This window comes from Candidatus Dormiibacter sp., assembly GCF_050999135.1.
Taxonomy (GTDB): domain Bacteria; phylum Chloroflexota; class Dormibacteria; order Dormibacterales; family Dormibacteraceae; genus Dormiibacter; species Dormiibacter spiritus.
On the sequence record NZ_JBPCPN010000042.1, the window covers coordinates 26832 to 43383 of the forward strand.

Below are 16552 nucleotides of genomic sequence, written 5' to 3' on the forward strand. Positions count from 1 at the left end.
AATAGAGAGATTTGATGAGGTTTGGCAGTCTTGGGCCCGTTTGGCCCAGCGCCGCCACCTCTAGACTGGCTTGACCCGATGCCTTCGACCGAGCTTCTGCCTGCCGCTCTCGAAGAGCTGATAGCCGGGCTGAACGAAGCTCAGCGGGAAGCAGTCGAGTACCTTGACGGCCCCCTTCTGATCTTTGCCGGCGCGGGCAGTGGAAAGACCCGGGTCCTCACCACCCGGATCGCCAACCTCATAGCCAAGCGAAAGGTCTGGCCCGACCGTCTCCTCGCCGTCACCTTCACCAACAAGGCTGCCCGGGAGATGCGGGAGCGGGTCGGGCGGCTCGTCAACGGGGCGGGCGACATGTGGGTGGGCACCTTCCACTCCACGGCGGTCAAGATGCTGCGGCGGGATGCCGACAAGATCGGGCTGAACCGCAGCTTCACGATTTTCGACGAGGACGACAGCCGGGCGGCGCTGAAACGGGTGATGGACGAGCTGAAGCTCGACCCGAAGCGGAACCCGCCGGCGCTCATCCGGGCTCTGATCTCGCAGGCCAAGAACGAACTGCAGACGCCCGAGACCTACCCCAACCGCAGCTACAACGACGAGATAGTCCGCCGTTGCTTCGAGCGCTACGACGACCTGCTCCGCCGCTCTGGTGGTTTGGACTTCGACGACCTTCTGGCCCGAACCGTGCGGCTCCTCCAGGCCGATGAGGAGGCGCTCGGGCGCTGGCAGGATCGCTTCCGCTACGTGCTGGTGGACGAGTATCAGGACACCAACCGGGCCCAATATGTGCTTGTCAACCTGCTGGCGGCTGAACACCGAAATCTGGCTGTCGTGGGTGATGACGACCAATCGATCTACGGCTGGCGCGGCGCTGACATTCGCAACATCCTGGACTTTCAGAAGGACTATCCGGAGGCCAAGGTCGTCAGGTTGGAGCAGAACTACCGCTCCACGCAGCCGATCCTCGACGCCGCGCACCACGTCATCCGGCACAACTCGGAGCGAGCGCCCAAGAGGCTCTGGACCGAACGCATCGGCGGCGAGCGGGTCAACGCGGCCCAGCTCTACAACGAGGTGGAGGAGGCTGAGTTCGTCGTCGACGAGGTGGAGCGGCTGCGCCGGAAAGAAGGCCGCCGCTACGGCGACTTCGCCGTCCTCTATCGTGTCAACGCCCAGTCCCGCGCCTTCGAGGACGTCTTCGGCCGCCGGCGCGTCCCCTACCGGCTGGTCGGCGGTGTGCGCTTCTGGGAGCGCCGCGAGGTGAAGGACCTGCTGGCTTACCTGCGTCTGCTCCAGAATCCGGCCGACGCTGTCAGTTTCGCCCGGGTCGTCAATGTGCCGCGGCGCAAGGTGGGTCCGGTCAGCGTCGAGGCGGTGATCGCCGCTGCCCGGGAGCAGAATCGCTCGCTGCTGGACGTGCTGGCCCAACCCGCAACCGTGGTCGGGCTGCCCAAGGCGGCGCTGGCGCCGCTGGGCCAGTTCCGAGGTCAGCTCGAGTCGCTGCGGGCAACAGTCGGCGCACTGGCGCCTAGCGAGCTCATCGATCAGGTCATCGACGTAACCGGCCTGGCCGGCCATTACCAGGACGGCACGCCGCAGGGTGACGCTCGGCTCGAGAATCTGCGCGAGCTGCGCGGCCTGGCCGAGGAGTTCGACACCCACGCTGATCGGGCTGAGGCATTGGAGCTCTTCCTGACAGAAATCACCCTGCGCTCTGACGTGGACGCCTACGCCGAGGACGAAGAGGGCGTGACCCTGATCACGCTGCACATGGTGAAGGGGCTCGAGTTTCCTGTTGTCTTTCTGGCCGGCCTGGAGGAGAACCTGCTGCCCCACCGCCGGGCGGTGGAGGACGCGAAGGAGATGCCTGAGGAGCGGCGCCTGTGCTACGTGGGCATCACGCGTGCGCGCGACCGCCTCTACCTGACCTGCGCCTTCCGACGCCACCTGTACGGGCAGGCCCAGCCGGGCTTCCCGAGCCGGTTCCTGCAGGAGATCCCCCAGGCCCTGATCGCCCCGCCCCGTCGCGGCGCGGCTCCGGTGGCGCCGCCCCGCGGCGGCTACCGGGAACGCCTGCAGGAGCGCCAGGTGGCAGCCGCGCCCGCCCCGCCGCTGGAGCAGCGCTTCTCGGCGGGAGACAGGGTGGCGCATCCTCGCTTCGGCACCGGCAGCGTGATGAAGAGCACCCTCACGCGCACCGACGAGGAGCTGGTGGTGCAGTTCGACGGGGCGGGGCTCAAGATCCTGAGCGCCTCGCTGGCGCCGCTCGAAAGGCTGTGAGAGTCGCCCCGGCCGCGCGGCGGTTGGAGGAGCTGCGGGCCGAGATCCGCCGCCACGAGCACCTCTACTACGTTCTGGATCAGCCCGAGCTGACCGACGCTCAGTACGACGCCCTCTTCCTGGAGCTGCGCCAGCTGGAGGAGCAGCATCCCGACTTGGTCGAGCCTGATTCGCCCACCCAGCGGGTCGGTGGGACCGCCAGCGAACAGTTCGCCAAGGTCCGCCATCGCTCACCGATGCTGAGCCTGCAGAACGCCTTCGATGTGGAGGAGGTTCTGGCCTTCGACCGGCGGGTGAAGGCACTCGCAGGCCGGAGCCTCGTCTACGTCGGCGAGCTGAAGATCGACGGGCTGGCGATGAGCCTTACCTACGATCACGGCAAGCTGGTGCGGGCGGCCACGCGCGGCGACGGACAGGTGGGTGAAGACGTGACCGCCAACGTCCGAACGTTGAAGAGCGTGCCGCTGGCGATCGAGCCGCTGCCGGGCCTGCCGGCCACCTTCGAGGTGCGCGGCGAGGTTTACTTCCCTCTGGCCGCCTTTGAGAAGCTGAATCGGGACATGGAGGCCGTTGGCCGCCAGCCCTTCATGAACCCGCGCAACGCTGCCGCCGGCAGCATGCGCCAGATCGATCCCGGGGTCACCGCCGGTCGGAACCTGCAGACCTTCATGTACGCCCTCGATCCCGCCGGCCGCTGCCGGAGCCAGTGGGAGGTGCTGGAAGGCCTGGCCGCCATGGGCCTCCGGGTCAACCCCAACCGAGCTCGCTTCGAGAACATCGAGGGAGTGATCGAGTATCACCACCACTGGCAGCAGCACCGCCACGAACTCGACCATGAGATCGACGGGGTCGTGGTCAAGGTCGATCGCCACGACCAGCAGCAGGAACTGGGCTTCGTCGCCCGCTCGCCGCGCTGGGCGGTCGCTTACAAGTACGCCGCCGAGCAGCAGGAGACGCAGGTCGAGGAGATCGTCTGCTACATGGGCCGGACAGGAGTGCTGACGCCTGTGGCGCACCTGCGTCCGGTGATCGTCGGCGGCGTGACAGTTCGCAACGCGACCCTGCATAACGAGGCCCTGGTCAACCAGAAGGGCGTCTATCCCGGCGCCACGGTGGTGGTCCAGAGGGCGGGAGACGTCATCCCCGAAGTGGTCTCCGTCCGCGACCCGAAGCCAGGCTGGCAGATGCCAGCCAAGTGCCCTGTCTGCGGCGGCGACGTGGTGCGAGAAGAGCCTTACATCGCCCACCGCTGCATCAATCCCTTCTGCCCGGCGCAGCGGCTGGAGCGGCTTCGCCACTTTGCCGGCCGGCGGGCGATGGACATCGACGGGCTGGGGCTCGCGACGCTGCAGCAGCTGATCCAGCGAGAGCTGGTTCAAGACCCCTCCGATCTCTATCGGCTCCAACTAGAGCAGCTGGTCGAGCTGGATCGCTTTGCCACGAAGTCAGCCGAGAAGCTCTTCCAGCGACTGCAGGAGAGCCGGGACCGGCCGCTCGACCGCTTCCTCTACGCCCTCGGCATTCCCCAGGTCGGAAGCGCTACCGCCGAGCTGCTGGCCCACGAGTTCAACACTCTGGAACGGCTGGCCGAAGCCGACGAGGCAGAGCTGATCAGGGTGGAGGGAGTGGGCGCCAGCATGGCTGCCGAGATCCATCGGTTCTTTGCCGGCGCCGGAGGCGAGCTCGCCCGCCGCCTACTGGACGCCGGAGTCCGGCCGCAGCCGGTGGCCGCCGCGCCGCAGGGTCCGCTGACAGGCAAGATCTTCGTCTTCACGGGGTCGCTGGAGCGGATGAGCAGGCCCGAGGCGGAGGAGCTCGTCAGGCAGCTGGGCGGCAAGGCCACGGGCGGCGTCAGCGCCCGCACTGATTACGTGGTGGCGGGGGCGGCGGCGGGTTCCAAGCTGGAGAAGGCACAGAGGCTGAAGCTGCAGGTGCTGGATGAGGAATCGTTCTTCGAGCTGCTCGGCAGGTGATAGCGTGCCCGCGTTGCGGAGGCCGGCTCCCGCAAGAAGCGCGGTTCTGCGGCTACTGCGGCGCTCCCCTGACCGCAGACGGCGCGCCGGCGGCGAGCCCGGCCTGGCCGGCAGCGAGCTGGCAGCCAACTGTTGCCCAAGCACCTGCCCGGCCGGCGCGGGTGCGCGTCTGGATCACAGTGCTCTACTGGCTCGGCGCCGGGCTCAGCCTGGCTCTCTGCCTGCTCTACGCCATAGGACTGGTGCTGCCGGACACCCTCAGCCAGGCGGCTGCAGCGCAGAAGATCGACAGCGGCGCGCTGCGCCAGGTAGTCATCTTCGTGGTCGTCTACTTAGGGCTGCTCTGCCTGAGTCACGTGGTGGCGGCGATCGGCCTGACGCTCGGAAAGCGCTGGGCCAAGCCTGTGGCGACTGTGGCGGCGGCGCTTTGGAGCCTCACCTGCGTGGCGCTGCCGGTGGCGGCGGTGGTCATCTTCTTCCTCTGGCGGCCGCTTTCTGCCTCCAGCTCAGTCGCCGGCGGCCGCCGGTAAACTCCCACGCGTGCTTTCCCGTGAGGACGTCCGGCACGTGGCACTGCTCGCCCGGCTGGGCCTGGAGCCAGAGGAAGAGGAGTTCTACGCCGCTCAGCTGGGCGGGATCCTGGCCCACATCGACCGCCTGCGAGAGGTCGACACGGAGGCGATTCCGCCGACAGCGCAGGTGGTGCCCCTGGCCAACCGCCTGCGCCAGGATGAGCCGCTGCCCCGGCTCTCGCCTGAAGAAGCGCTGGCCAACGCACCGGAAACGCGCGACGGTTACTTCGTGGTCAAGGCCATCCAGGACGCCGGCGACGCTTAGTGGCCAGCATCAGCGAGCTTCACGATCGGCTCGGCCGGCGCGAGATCAGCGCCGGCGAGCTTCTGGAAGAGCAGCTGACCACGATCGAGGAGCAGGAGCCGCGGGTGCACGCGTACCTCCGGCTCACAGCCGAGCTGGCCCGGGCGCAGGCCCAGGCGGCTGACCGGCTCTTTCGGGAAGGGGGGCCGGTCGGACCGCTGACAGGCATCCCGGCAGCTATCAAGGACGTCCTCTCGGTGCAGGGTGTGGAGACCACCGCCGGCTCCAAGATCCTGGCCGGATACCGGCCGCCCTTCGATGCGACAGCCGTGGCCAGGCTCAAGGCGGCGGGGCTGGTGCTGCTCGGCATCACCAACTGCGACGAGTTCGCCATGGGCAGCTCGACTGAGAACTCGGGCTACTTCGTCACCCGCAATCCCCATGATCCGCAAAGGGTGCCCGGCGGCTCCAGCGGCGGGAGCGCGGCCGCGGTGGCAGCCGGCGAGGCGGTCTACGCGCTGGGCACGGACACAGGCGGCTCAATCCGGCAGCCGGCCGCACTCTGTGGCGTGGTCGGGATGAAGCCCACCTACGGCAGGGTCAGCCGATACGGACTGATCGCCTTCGCCTCCAGCCTGGATCAGGTAGGTCCACTCAGCCGCAGCGTGGAGGATGCCGCGCTCGTGCTGGAGGCGATTGCCGGCGTGGATGCGCGCGACGCCACCTCCGCCGACCGGCCTGTCGACTTCCTGAGCGAACTGGAGGCCGGAGTCGAAGGGCTGCGGCTCGGCGTCCCGCGCGAGTACTTCCAGGTGGAGGGTTTGGAGCCGGGCGTGCGCAGCGCCGTCCAGGAGGCGCTGAGACGATTGGAGCGAGCGGGGGCGGAGCTGGTGGACGTGGAGCTTCCTCACACCGATTACGGCCTGGCCGCCTACTACATTATCGCGCCCGCCGAGTGCTCGTCCAACCTGGCTCGGATGGACTCGGTGCGCTTTGGGCTTCGCGACGAGTCGGCCCCGAACCTGCTCGAGAGCTATCTGCGGACGCGCCGGGCGGGCTTCGGCCCGGAGGTCAGGCGGCGCGTGATGCTAGGCACTTACGCACTCTCCAGCGGCTACTACGACGCCTACTACCTGAAGGCGCAGAAGATCAGGACGCTCATCGCCGAGGACTTTCAGCGCGCGTTCCGCGACTGCGACGCCATTGTCAGCGCGACGGCGCCGACTGTGGCCTTTGAGATCGGAGCCAAGATGAACGACCCACTCGCCATGTACCTGAACGACGTGCTCACGCTGGGTGGCAACCTGGCCGGCCTGCCGGGGATCAGCGTTCCCTGCGGCACCTCTGAGGGCCTGCCGGTCGGCCTGCAGGTCCTGACCCCGCACTGGCAGGACGCGCGGGCCCTTCGCGTCGCAAGGGCTTATGAGATGGTGCGCGATGCCGCTTAGTGACTGGGAGCCGGTGATCGGCATGGAGGTGCACGTGCAGCTCTCCACCCGCACCAAGATGTTTTGTGGCTGCTCGAGCGACTACCTGGCAGCGCTGCCGAACGGCAACGTCTGCCCGGTCTGCCTGGGCCTGCCCGGCGTACTGCCAACCGCCAATGAAAGCGCTGTTGAGAAGGTGGTCAAGGCGGCCGTAGCCCTGCAGTGCGAGGTGGCCGAGCACACGAAGTTCGATCGCAAGAACTACTTCTATCCCGACCTTCCCAAGGGCTATCAGATCAGCCAATACGACCTGCCCATCGCGCGCGGCGGCAGCCTCCAGGTCGGCGAGCGGACAGTGCGCATCACGCGGGTCCACCTCGAGGAGGACACCGGCAAGCTGCTTCACGCCGGAGACGCACTGCACAGCGCTGAGGAGTCGCTGGTGGACCTGAACCGCGCCGGCGTGCCGCTCATGGAGGTGGTCAGCGAGCCTGACCTTCACTCCGCAGAGGCGGCCCGGGACTACGCGATCGAGCTCCGGGATCTGTTCCGAGCGGTCGGCGTCTCGGAGGCCGACATGGAGAAGGGCCAGCTCCGGGCGGAGGCCAACGTGTCAGTCCGACCAGTGGGGGAGAGTGCTCTCGGCGTCAAGACCGAGCTCAAGAACATCAACTCCTTCCGCGCCCTGCAGCGAGCGGTGGCGCATGAGATCGAGCGCCAGGTCGACGTGCTGGAGGAGGGCGGCCAGGTGCTGCAGGAGACGCGGGGCTGGTCGGAGGCGCAGCAGCGAACCTTCACCCAGCGCTCGAAGGAAGAGGCGCACGACTATCGCTATTTTCCCGAGCCCGATCTGCCGCCGCTCCACTTGGACGGTGCCTGGGTAAGCCATCTTCGCCAGGCGCTGCCGGAGCTCCCGGCCCGAAAAAGGGAGCGCTTCCGCAGCCAGTACGGGCTCTCGGACTCAGCCGCCAGGCTGTTCGTGGAAGATCCGGACCGCTCCCGCCTGCTGGAGGAGACGGTGGCCGCGGGGGCCGAGGCCAGGACGACTGCCAACTGGATCATTGCCGCCGACCCGAAGCTCGGTCCGGCACACCTGGCGGAGCTGCTGCGGCTGATCGAGCAGGGTGTCATCAACCGGGACCAGGGCCGCGAGGTTCAGCGCGAGGCCGAGGCCAGCGAGCGCCCGCCTCAGGAGGTGGTCCAGGCGCTGGGTCTGGCCCAGGTGAGCGACGAGAACGCGCTGGCAGCGGTTATCGAGGAGGTCATCGCGGCGCAACCCCAAGCGGTTGCCGACTTCCGGGCGGGCAAGCAGCAGGCGGTGGGGGCCCTGCTGGCAGCTGTCAAGCAGAGGACAGGTGGCACCGCCAATCTCAAGGTCGCCAGCCGCCTGCTCAGGGATAGATTGTCGCAGTGAGACGCGCGCTGCGTACCTCTCTTGCATGGCAATCCGCTTGAGGCAGGACGCTGACGACTCAGACGGCGCCATCGCGGAGGCCCTGCAGCGAGGTGATGTTGCCGGCTTGGAGCGCCTTTATGACCGCTACGGCACGCTTGCGTACTCAGTTGCCATGCGCGTCCTGGGCGACCACGGTCGGTCAGAGGACGTCGTTCAAGAGTGCTTTCTGAAGCTCTGGAACAGCTCCTCCAGGTTCGACATCAACCGCGGCTCGCTGCGCACCTGGCTGATCACCGCCGTCCGCAACCGCTCCATCGACCACCTTCGAGGCCGGGCCGCGCACGAACGGCAGGAGCGGGAGATACCTTTCGACGCCGAGGCAGCCGGCGAGGGCTCGAATCCCTGGCGGGAGGTGGTGCAGGGGATGGAGCGGGAGCTGATCCAGGAGGCGCTGGAGCGCCTGCCTCAGGAGCAGCGCCAGGCGGTGGAACTGGCTTTCTATCACGGCTACACGCAGAAGGAGATAGCCGAGAGCGTCAACGTGCCGCTCAGCACCATCAAAGGCAGGATGCGACTTGCCTTGGAGAAGCTTCATTCGTATCTGCAGGGCAGAGGTCTGATAGATGACGCCTAACCACGACAGCCTGGAAGAGATGGTAGCGCCGTACGCCCTCGGCGCCCTGGAGCCGGAGGAGCAGGAGACTGTCGGTGCCCACATCCAGGCTTGTGCCAGCTGCCGGGAGCTGCTGAACCGGCTTTCGATGGCCGCTGCGGCGATCCCCCTGGCGGTGGCCGAAGTGCGGCTGCCCAGCCGGCTGAGGAGCCAGATTCTGAGCGCGGCCGCGGCCACCCCGCCGGGTGAACGCGCCGAGCGGAGACCGGCTCGCGTGCTGCCTCTACAGCGCTCCCGCATCTCGCGGCGATCCTCCCAGCCACGCTGGGAGTGGCCCTCTTGGGCATCCAACGCGGCGGTAGCCGTGCTCGCCATAGGGCTCCTCGGGTTGGGGGCTTGGAACGTGAATCTCCAGCAACAGCTCAATCGGCCGCCCGCCTCCCATCAAATCCTCGGTCAGGGGGAAATGGCCGGTTCCCAGGCGACGGTTACGACGGTTTCGCAGGACCGGCTGGCGCTGGTCTCGTTCGAGAAGATGCCGCAGGCGCCCGCCGGCAAGGTCTACGAGCTGTGGCTCATCGGCGACGACGGCAAGCCGCTGCCCGCAGGTGTCTTCACACCTGACCAGCGGGGGACTTACACGCTGGTCGTCAACCGGGATGTTCGCGGCGTCCGGAAGGTGGCAGTGACAGTCGAGGACGGCCCCGACGGCACCTCCGCTCCGACGCAGACACCTCAACTGACCGGCTCGATCAGCTAAGCACTCGCCGATGGGGTGAGGGGCGGTCGTTGCCGTCTACGGCTGTTCGGCAGCTTCGGTTCCGGGTCAGCGGCGCGTTTTCGCTTGACGCCCACTCCGTAGGCTGAACGAGTGTGTGAGCTGCCTGGCGATCTCCACGTGCACACGCAGTTCTCGTGGGATGCGGCGAGGGGCGACATGGAGGCGACCTGCAGGCAGGCTTTGAGGGTCGGTCTGCGCGCCGTCGCCTTCACCGAGCACGCTGACTTCGCCTTCAGAGTGCACGCCGATATGCGGCCGCTCGACGTGCAGGCCTACCTGCTTGAGATCGAGCGCTGCCGAGCGCTCTTTCCGGCGCTGCGCATAGTGAGCGGGGTAGAACTCGGCGAGCCGCACAGGCATGCGATGGAAACGGCCGAGGTGCTGCGAGCCGGTCCGCTGGATCGGGTCTTGGGCTCGGTCCACTGCTTTTCCTGGCGAGGCCGGGAGATCGACGCCTCGCAGCTGAAGGAAGTTCCCGCGGCCGAGACGCCGGCCGCCGTCCGCGCCTATCTGGCGGAAGCCTTGGCGCTGGTCACCTCCCCGCAGCCGTTCGCAGCGCTGGCTCACCTCGACTACTACAAGCGCTACTGGCCGCATAGAGAGCTCACCTACGACGAAGGCGAGTTCGAGGCTGAGCTTCGCGCAATTCTCCGCGAGCTCAGCCGGCGCGGTTCGGCGCTGGAGGTCAACACAACTCGCGGTGCGCCCGCCGAGCGCGGCCTCTGTCCGGGCGCGCGCGTGCTGGGCTGGTGGGCGGAGGAGGGAGGTCGAGCCATCTCCTTCGGCAGCGACGCACATGAGCCGGCCTTCATCGCGGCAGGGTTCCGGGAGGCCGCGCAGCTGGCGGAGGCAGCCGGGTTTCGAGCTAACGACGACCCAGCCGGGCACTGGCTGCGTTGAGCGCCGAGCCCGAGCTGCTGCTGCTGCGCGCCGAGGCGGCCGCCCACGGCGGGGCGACCATCGCCCACGACGCGGGTCGCACGTACCTCGTCTACTACGCCCTGCCGGGTGAATTGGTGCAGGCTCGGGGGCGAGGAAGGCGCGGCGGCCTGACCTACGCGAGCGCCGAGCGGGTGGTCGAGGCCGCGGCGACACGAGTCAAGCCCGGCTGTCCCTATTTCGGCGCCTGCGGTGGCTGCCAGTGGCAGCACGCTGCGTATCCGCAGCAGTTGGAGATCAAGCGTCAGGTGGTGGCAGCCGCCTGGCAGAGGGCGGGCTTGCGGCTGCCTCCAGACACACCTTTGCTAGGCATGGCCGAGCCCTGGCGCTACCGAATCCGGGGTGAGTTCGAAGCCCGGTACCGGGCCGAGTCCTTCGAGTTCGGTTTCCACCGCATGCGCTCTCATGCAGTTCTCCCAGTCCGCGCCTGCCCCATCCATGACGAACGCATCGAGGAGGCGATGCTCGCCTTCCGCCAGGCGATGGAGAGGACCGGCGCTCAGGGCCTGACCAGCCTGCTCCTGACCGTCGAGCCGATGGGTCGCGGCCTGCTCTGGCGCACGCGCTGGAAGAGCCCCCGAGAGGCTGCCCGAAACAGCGAGCTGGCGGCGGCCGCGAGCGACCTGCTGCCAGATCAGGTGCTGCTCGACGACGCCATGACTCTATCGTTTTGGGATCTGAGCTTTCGCTGCCGGAGCGACACGTTCCTGCAGACGAACTACAGCCAGATGCTCATGCTCTACGAGGCGGTGCTGGGCATGGTGGCGGCGGGGCCGGGTGACGCGATCCTGGACCTCTACGCAGGCATCGGGACGATCAGCCTGGCGGTCGCCCGCCAAGCCGGCTCGGTGACTGCCGTGGAGGAGAACCCGGCCGCCGTCAAGCTGTCGCAGCTCAACGCGCGGATCAACGGCAGTCACAACTTCCATCCGCTGCCCGGCCGGGTCGAGCTGGCGCTGCGGCAGATCCGGCTGGGCGACCATCAGGCAGTGGTGCTGGATCCGCCGCGGGCGGGCTGCGAGCCGGCCGCCATCGCTGAGCTTCTCCGGTTGGGCTGCGAGCGGCTGGTTTACGTCAGCTGCGAGCCCTCGACCCACGCCCGGGACCTCGCGCTGTTGGTGCAGGGCGGTTATCGAGTTCGGCGAGCGGTGCTGGTCGACATGTTCCCGCAGACTTATCACATCGAGTCTGTCGCCCTGCTCGAACGCTAGTTTGTCCGGTTCCCGAGTAGCTGAGACGCTCTTGGTTGAGGTCGTCCTTACCCCCGCCTCGGGGGGAGGCAGCTGGGGGGCTTGGATTGCAGGCTGGACCAGAGCCGCCATTTCGTGTCCTGGGCATCTCGCCCCAGCTCCTGAGCGCTCGAGAGGGGTTTGACGGACCTTGGGACGCAAGGTCTCACCACAGTGCGGCGGGGCAACGCGGGCCGCCGACGCCCCCCTCCGGGCCTCCCCCCGCCCTGCGGGGGGAGGACGCAAAATGCCTGCTCAGCTTCTCAAGATCTCGGGGACCGGACACGCTAGTTGGGGCGGATGGTGCGGCGGCTTAGCGTCGAGTCAGTAGGACCGTCGAGCGCTTGAGCTCGGCGCGGGTGAAACGGTTTGCCCGATCGTAGGTGGCGGTGTCTGGATCAGCGCCGCGCGCGGGAACCGCTCAGCGAAAGAGCACCCGGACCCGACACGCCGATCGTGGCGACCGCCGCCGCCAGCAGTGCGGGGAACTCGAAGCCTCCCTGACCGTAGAAGCCGACCTTCCAGTGCACCTTTTGAACTGCCACCGCCATGTTGAAAATCACTGCGGCGGACGCGATTCCCGTGAACGCTCCCACGGCCAGAAGCAGCCCTCCGCCAAACTCCGCGAGGCCTGACAGATAGGCGGCCAGTTCAGGTTGTGGTACGCCCATGCGCTCCAGGTTCTGGGCAAAAGCCTTGGGTCCACCGGCCTCCACGGCCGCCGGGTAGTTGGAACCCAACAACTTCGCGATCGGCTCGGGAGCCTTACGGCCAGGCCCTCCAAACAGTTTCGGATAGCCATGCACCATCAGGGTTCCGCCAGCTGCCAGCCGCAGCAGCAGCAGGCCGACGCTCGTCACAGGTGCGCTCCCCGGATTGACTCGTTCATCTCTTGGCGGAACTTCTTCACACGCCCATATTAAGTCCAAGCGCCGGGCGTCACTAGCTGGAACGAGGGGCTGCGCCCTGCCCCCCAGCGCCGCCAGCCAAGCAGCACCAGGGGCGGCCGGCGTCCACTAGAATCGAGGGCCGGGGGAGCCCGCCACTCCAGCAATCCGTTGAAGCATGCCAATTGAAAGCTCCTGACCAGTTCGTCCACCTGCACAACCACACGGAGTTCTCCCTGCTGGACGGGGCGAGCCGCATCCAGGCCATGGTCGCCCGGGCGGCCGAGCTCGAGATGCCGGCGCTGGCGCTGACCGACCACGGTGTCATGTACGGCGCCATTCACTTCTACAAGGCCTGCCTCAGCAAGGGAGTCAAACCGATCCTCGGCTGTGAGCTGTACGTAGCGCCCCGGCGGTTGGACGACCGCGAAGGCCGGGTGGACCGTGACCCCTATCACCTGACGGTCCTGGCGGCTGACGCCAACGGCTACCGCAATCTGATGGCCCTCTGCTCGATCGGTCAGATGCGGGGCCTCTACTACAAACCTCGGATCGACCGGACGGTGCTGGCTCAACACTCGCAGGGGTTGATAGTTCTCTCCGGCTGCCTGGGCGGCGAGGTCGCGACGAAGATTCTGGGCGGCGATCCGGACGGGGCGCGCGAAACAGTCGCCACCTACCGCGACATGTTTGGCGCTGACAGCTATTTCCTGGAGGTGCAGCGACACGGCATGCCCGAGCAGGAGCAGGTCAACGAGACCCTGCGCGGTCTGGCCCGGGAGTTCGGGCTCCGGACGGTGGCCACCAACGACCTGCACTACGTCCACCAGAGCGACGCCGAAGCGCACGACGTGCTGCTCTGCCTGCAGACTGGCAAGAACTTCGACGATCCCAAACGCTGGCGCTTCGAGTCGCAGGACTTCTATCTGAAGACGCCGGCCGAGATGGCGGCTGTCTTCGCCGACTCACCTGAGGCTCTCGCGGCGACGCTGGAGGTGGCCTCGCGGGTCGATCTCAAACTCGAGCTGGGCCGTCACCTGCTGCCGCCGTTCCAAGTCCCGGCCGGCAGGGCTGCGGAGGCGTACCTGGCCCAGAAGGTGGATGAGGGCATGGGTTGGCGCTATCCTGCCGGGCCGCCGACGGGCGCCAAAGAACGAGTCCAGGAAGAGCTGGCAGTCATCGCCCAGACCGGCTTCGCCTCCTACTTCCTGATCGTCTGGGACTTCTACAGCTTCGCCCGTCAGAACGGGGTCGTGACAGGTCCCGGCCGTGGCAGCGCGGCTGGCTCCCTGGTCTCCTACTGCCTCGGCATCACCGACCTGGATCCGCTGCCGCACGGCTTGATCTTCGAGCGCTTCCTCAATAAGGACCGCATCTCGATGCCTGACATCGACTGCGACTTCTCGGTCGAGGGACGGGAGAAGGTGATTCGCTACGTGACCGAGAAGTACGGCAGCGACAGGGTGGCGCAGATCGTCACCTTCACCACGATGGCCAGCAAGGCGGTGATTCGCGACGTCGGCCGGGTGCTGGACGTGCCACTCAAGGAATGCGACCGTCTCTCCAAATTGATCCCGGTGTACCAGGGCCGGTCCAAGTCGTTGGACGAGGCACTGAAAGAGGTGCCAGAGCTCCGGGAGGCGTACCACGCGGGGCCTAAGCCGGGCCCCAGCGGCACTTACGACGTGCGCCGGCTGCTTGACATCGGCCGGGCGCTAGAGGGGGTGTCGCGCAACGTGAGCGTCCACGCGGCGGGCGTCGTCATAGCCCCTGAGCCGCTGGTGCACTACGCGCCTCTGCAGTACGGTCCCCGCTCGAGCGCGGCCGACGACAGCCAGCGCCAGGTCATCACCCAGTACGACATGAAGGCGGTCGGTGAGATCGGGCTCCTGAAGATGGACTTCCTGGGGCTTTTGAACCTGGACATCATCAGCACATGCCTGCGCCTGCTGGAGGAGCAGCGGGGGCTGAAGCTCGACTTTGAGCAGATCGGCTTGGAGGACGCCAAGACCTATGAATTGATCGCCGCCGCCGACACGGGCGGCGTGTTCCAGCTGGATGGCGCCGGCATGCGGCGGATGCTGCAGGAGATGAGGCCGCAGTCCTTCGCGGATCTCACCGCGGCTGTCGCCCTCTTCCGGCCCGGGCCTATGCAGAACATTCCCGCCTACGTCGCCCGCAAGCAGGGGCGGGAGCCGATCGAGTACATGCACGACCGTCTGGAGGGCATCCTGCGCGACACCTATGGCGTGATGATCTACCAGGAGCAGGTGATGATGGCCGCTCGCGAGCTGGCTGGTTACACGCTCTCGGAAGCGGATCTCCTGCGGGCCGCGATGGGCAAGAAGGACAAGGTGAGGATGGCGCTGCAGCGCGAGAAGTTCATCGCCGGCTGCGGCGAGAACGGCATCTCGCAGGGCAAGGCGATCGAGCTCTTCGACGCGATTGCCAAGTTCGCCGAGTACGGCTTCAACAAATCCCACTCAGCTGCCTACGCGGTGATCAGCTTTCGCACCGCCTACCTGAAGGCCAATTACCCGATTGAGTACATGACGGCGCTCCTGATCCATCAGCAGGGCAGCGCCGAGAAGGTGGCGACGACCATCGTCGACTGCAAGAAGCGCTCGATCGAGGTGCTCCCGCCGGAGGTGAACGAGTCGGGGATCGACTTCTCGATCAGTGGCGGCAGCATCCGGTTCGGGCTGGCGGCGATCAGGAATGTCGGTCGGGGTGCTGTGGAGCAGATAGTCGCCCAGCGCCTGGCCGGCGGTGAGTTCAGCTCGTTGGATGATTTCTGCGAACGCCTGGCCGGGACCCAGGATCTGAACTCGCGGGCGCTCGAGTCGCTGATCGCCTGTGGGGCGTGCGATGCCCTGGGCGAACGCAGCCAGCTGCTCATGTCCATGGAACGGGCCCGTCAGCGGGCGGAGCAGGCGAGGCGCGATCGGGAGTCGGGCCAGACGTCGCTCTTCGGACTGGTCGACGCTCCCATCGAGCAGCCCCTCGACTACGGTCTGCAGCAGGTGCCGCCCATGAGTGGAGAGGAGAAGCTGCGGCTGGAGAAGGAGCTGCTCGGCCTCTACCTGTCGGATCATCCGCTGAACCGAATCGAGACTGAGCTGGCCAAGCTGACGGACACGCAGGCAGCGCAGGTGACGAGCGACATCAGCCAATCCGAGGTGCGGGTGGGCGGTCTGATTCGACAGATACGCCGCGTTGTCACCAGGCGCGGCCAGATCATGGCCTATGCGGAGCTGGAGGACTTGACAGGCAGCATCGACGTGACCCTCTTTCCTCGCTCCTACGAGGAGTACAGGCACCTCTTCGAGCCGGACCGGGTGCTGGTCGTGCAGGGAACCGTGGAACTGGCGCGCGGCGGTGGGGCGCCAGCGCCGACGCTTGGCGGGACCGAGGAGCTGGTCGCTGAGGAGGAGACGGAGCGGGCTGCGGTGATCGCAGATTTCGTCTGGGCCTGGGACGACCCGGAGTGCGTGCCAGTGGCGCGTCAGCAGAAGGCGGTGGTCAAGGTGCCGGCGGGAACCGCTCCTGACCTGATGAAACGGCTGGTACCTGTCTTTGGCCGGCACCCGGGCGGTGATCCGGTGGTCCTCAACATCGAGGTCGATGCGAAGCTGGTGGAAGTGGGCCTGGGTGAGCACTTCCGGGTCATGGCGGGACCGGCTCTGAAGACGGAGCTGGACGAGTGCTTCGGCCAGGAGGTGACCAGCTTTGAGATGGTGAGGGGGAAGAAGAGCCGGGAGGGGCGCCAGCCGAGCGGGCCGGGGAACGGGAACGGACAGGGGAGGGCGAGCGGCAATGGAAGCTTCGATGGCGGCTTCTGAGTCACAGGAGCAGACGGGCGGTTACGTGCTGATCAAGGCGCTGGAGGACGGTGTGGTGATCATGGGCCTGACCCGAGGACGCGATACACGCTCCCATCACTCAGAGCGGCTCGACCGCGGCGAGGTATTGATCGCCCAGTTCACCTCGACGACTGCCGCCATCAAGATCCGCGGCAAGGCGGAGATCCACACTGCTGTGGGCACTGTGGAGAGCAGCTAGCCCTGCGGGCAGTGAGCCTGACCAGCGGCTAGAATCGGCGAGCGGACGTCACCTTCCGGCTGGCGTTCCGCAGCGCCCACGTAGCTCAGTCGGTAGAGCACTTCCTTGGTAAGGAAGAGGTCTCGGGTTCGAATCCCGACGTGGGCTCC

At 67.1% G+C, this 16552-nt stretch carries 13 protein-coding genes, 1 tRNA gene and 1 pseudogene; 14 read left to right on the top strand and 1 reads right to left on the bottom strand.

Annotated features, from left to right (window positions below):
• Positions 1–78: 78 nt before the first annotated feature.
• From ACR2MZ_RS10995 to ACR2MZ_RS11045, 11 genes and pseudogenes are all read left to right on the top strand, one after another.
• Positions 79–2280, top strand: a complete 2202-nt coding sequence (locus ACR2MZ_RS10995; protein ID WP_434005083.1) for an ATP-dependent helicase — start codon at positions 79–81, stop codon at positions 2278–2280.
• Positions 2277–4253: an NAD-dependent DNA ligase LigA gene (gene ligA, locus ACR2MZ_RS11000; protein ID WP_434005084.1), complete on the top strand. Its 1977-nt coding sequence runs from the start codon at positions 2277–2279 to the stop codon at positions 4251–4253. The genes ACR2MZ_RS10995 and ligA overlap by 4 nt, the downstream gene beginning before the upstream one ends.
• Positions 4250–4318 (top strand): annotated as a pseudogene (locus tag ACR2MZ_RS11005) (zinc-ribbon domain-containing protein); the annotation flags it as partial. The gene ligA and the pseudogene ACR2MZ_RS11005, both read left to right, overlap by 4 nt.
• Before the next feature lie 96 nt (positions 4319–4414).
• The gene (locus ACR2MZ_RS11010; RefSeq protein ID WP_434005095.1) at positions 4415–4783 is read left to right on the top strand and encodes a hypothetical protein; all 369 of its coding nucleotides are present in this window, start codon (positions 4415–4417) and stop codon (positions 4781–4783) included.
• A gap of 10 nt (positions 4784–4793) precedes the next feature.
• Positions 4794–5090, top strand: a complete 297-nt coding sequence (gene gatC, locus ACR2MZ_RS11015; RefSeq protein WP_434005085.1) for an Asp-tRNA(Asn)/Glu-tRNA(Gln) amidotransferase subunit GatC — start codon at positions 4794–4796, stop codon at positions 5088–5090.
• On the top strand, positions 5090–6517 hold the full coding sequence (gene gatA, locus ACR2MZ_RS11020; protein WP_434005086.1) for an Asp-tRNA(Asn)/Glu-tRNA(Gln) amidotransferase subunit GatA: 1428 nt from the start codon (positions 5090–5092) through the stop codon (positions 6515–6517). Before gatC ends, gatA begins: the two co-directional genes overlap by 1 nt.
• The gene (gene gatB / locus ACR2MZ_RS11025) at positions 6507–7910 is read left to right on the top strand and encodes an Asp-tRNA(Asn)/Glu-tRNA(Gln) amidotransferase subunit GatB (RefSeq protein ID WP_434005087.1); all 1404 of its coding nucleotides are present in this window, start codon (positions 6507–6509) and stop codon (positions 7908–7910) included. The genes gatA and gatB overlap by 11 nt, the downstream gene beginning before the upstream one ends.
• 25 nt (positions 7911–7935) lie before the next feature.
• On the top strand, positions 7936–8526 hold the full coding sequence (locus tag ACR2MZ_RS11030) for a sigma-70 family RNA polymerase sigma factor (RefSeq protein WP_434005088.1): 591 nt from the start codon (positions 7936–7938) through the stop codon (positions 8524–8526).
• A complete protein-coding gene (locus ACR2MZ_RS11035; RefSeq protein ID WP_434005089.1) occupies positions 8516–9265 on the top strand; it encodes an anti-sigma factor in 750 nt (249 codons plus the stop codon). Before ACR2MZ_RS11030 ends, ACR2MZ_RS11035 begins: the two co-directional genes overlap by 11 nt.
• A 111-nt stretch (positions 9266–9376) precedes the next feature.
• The gene (locus ACR2MZ_RS11040; RefSeq protein ID WP_434005090.1) at positions 9377–10186 is read left to right on the top strand and encodes a histidinol-phosphatase HisJ family protein; all 810 of its coding nucleotides are present in this window, start codon (positions 9377–9379) and stop codon (positions 10184–10186) included.
• The gene (locus tag ACR2MZ_RS11045) at positions 10183–11436 is read left to right on the top strand and encodes a class I SAM-dependent RNA methyltransferase (protein ID WP_434005091.1); all 1254 of its coding nucleotides are present in this window, start codon (positions 10183–10185) and stop codon (positions 11434–11436) included. Before ACR2MZ_RS11040 ends, ACR2MZ_RS11045 begins: the two co-directional genes overlap by 4 nt.
• 416 nt (positions 11437–11852) lie before the next feature.
• Here the strand turns inward: ACR2MZ_RS11045 and ACR2MZ_RS11050 are convergent, their stop codons facing one another.
• Positions 11853–12314, bottom strand: coding sequence for a DoxX family protein (locus tag ACR2MZ_RS11050; protein ID WP_434005092.1), 462 nt, complete (start codon positions 12312–12314; stop codon positions 11853–11855).
• A gap of 212 nt (positions 12315–12526) precedes the next feature.
• Between ACR2MZ_RS11050 and ACR2MZ_RS11055 the strand changes: the two genes are divergently transcribed.
• From ACR2MZ_RS11055 to ACR2MZ_RS11065, 3 genes are all read left to right on the top strand, one after another.
• Positions 12527–16183 carry a DNA polymerase III subunit alpha gene (locus ACR2MZ_RS11055; RefSeq protein ID WP_434005093.1) on the top strand — a complete coding sequence of 1219 codons (3657 nt, stop codon included), beginning with the start codon at positions 12527–12529 and terminating at the stop codon, positions 16181–16183.
• A complete protein-coding gene (gene mtrB, locus ACR2MZ_RS11060; protein ID WP_434005094.1) occupies positions 16170–16403 on the top strand; it encodes a trp RNA-binding attenuation protein MtrB in 234 nt (77 codons plus the stop codon). The genes ACR2MZ_RS11055 and mtrB overlap by 14 nt, the downstream gene beginning before the upstream one ends.
• 74 nt (positions 16404–16477) lie before the next feature.
• Positions 16478–16550: transfer RNA gene (locus ACR2MZ_RS11065), tRNA-Thr, on the top strand.
• Positions 16551–16552 lie beyond the last annotated feature (2 nt).

Excerpts from the sequence above, each read along its gene's own strand:
- ACR2MZ_RS10995 (WP_434005083.1), top strand. The coding sequence starts at position 79 with ATGCCTTCGACCGAGCTTCTGCCTGCCGCTCTCGAAGAGCTGATAGCC.
- gatB (WP_434005087.1), top strand. The coding sequence starts at position 6,507 with ATGCCGCTTAGTGACTGGGAGCCGGTGATCGGCATGGAGGTGCACGTG.
- ACR2MZ_RS11030 (WP_434005088.1), top strand. The coding sequence starts at position 7,936 with ATGGCAATCCGCTTGAGGCAGGACGCTGACGACTCAGACGGCGCCATC.
- ACR2MZ_RS11035 (WP_434005089.1), top strand. The coding sequence starts at position 8,516 with ATGACGCCTAACCACGACAGCCTGGAAGAGATGGTAGCGCCGTACGCC.
- mtrB (WP_434005094.1), top strand. The coding sequence starts at position 16,170 with ATGGCGGCTTCTGAGTCACAGGAGCAGACGGGCGGTTACGTGCTGATC.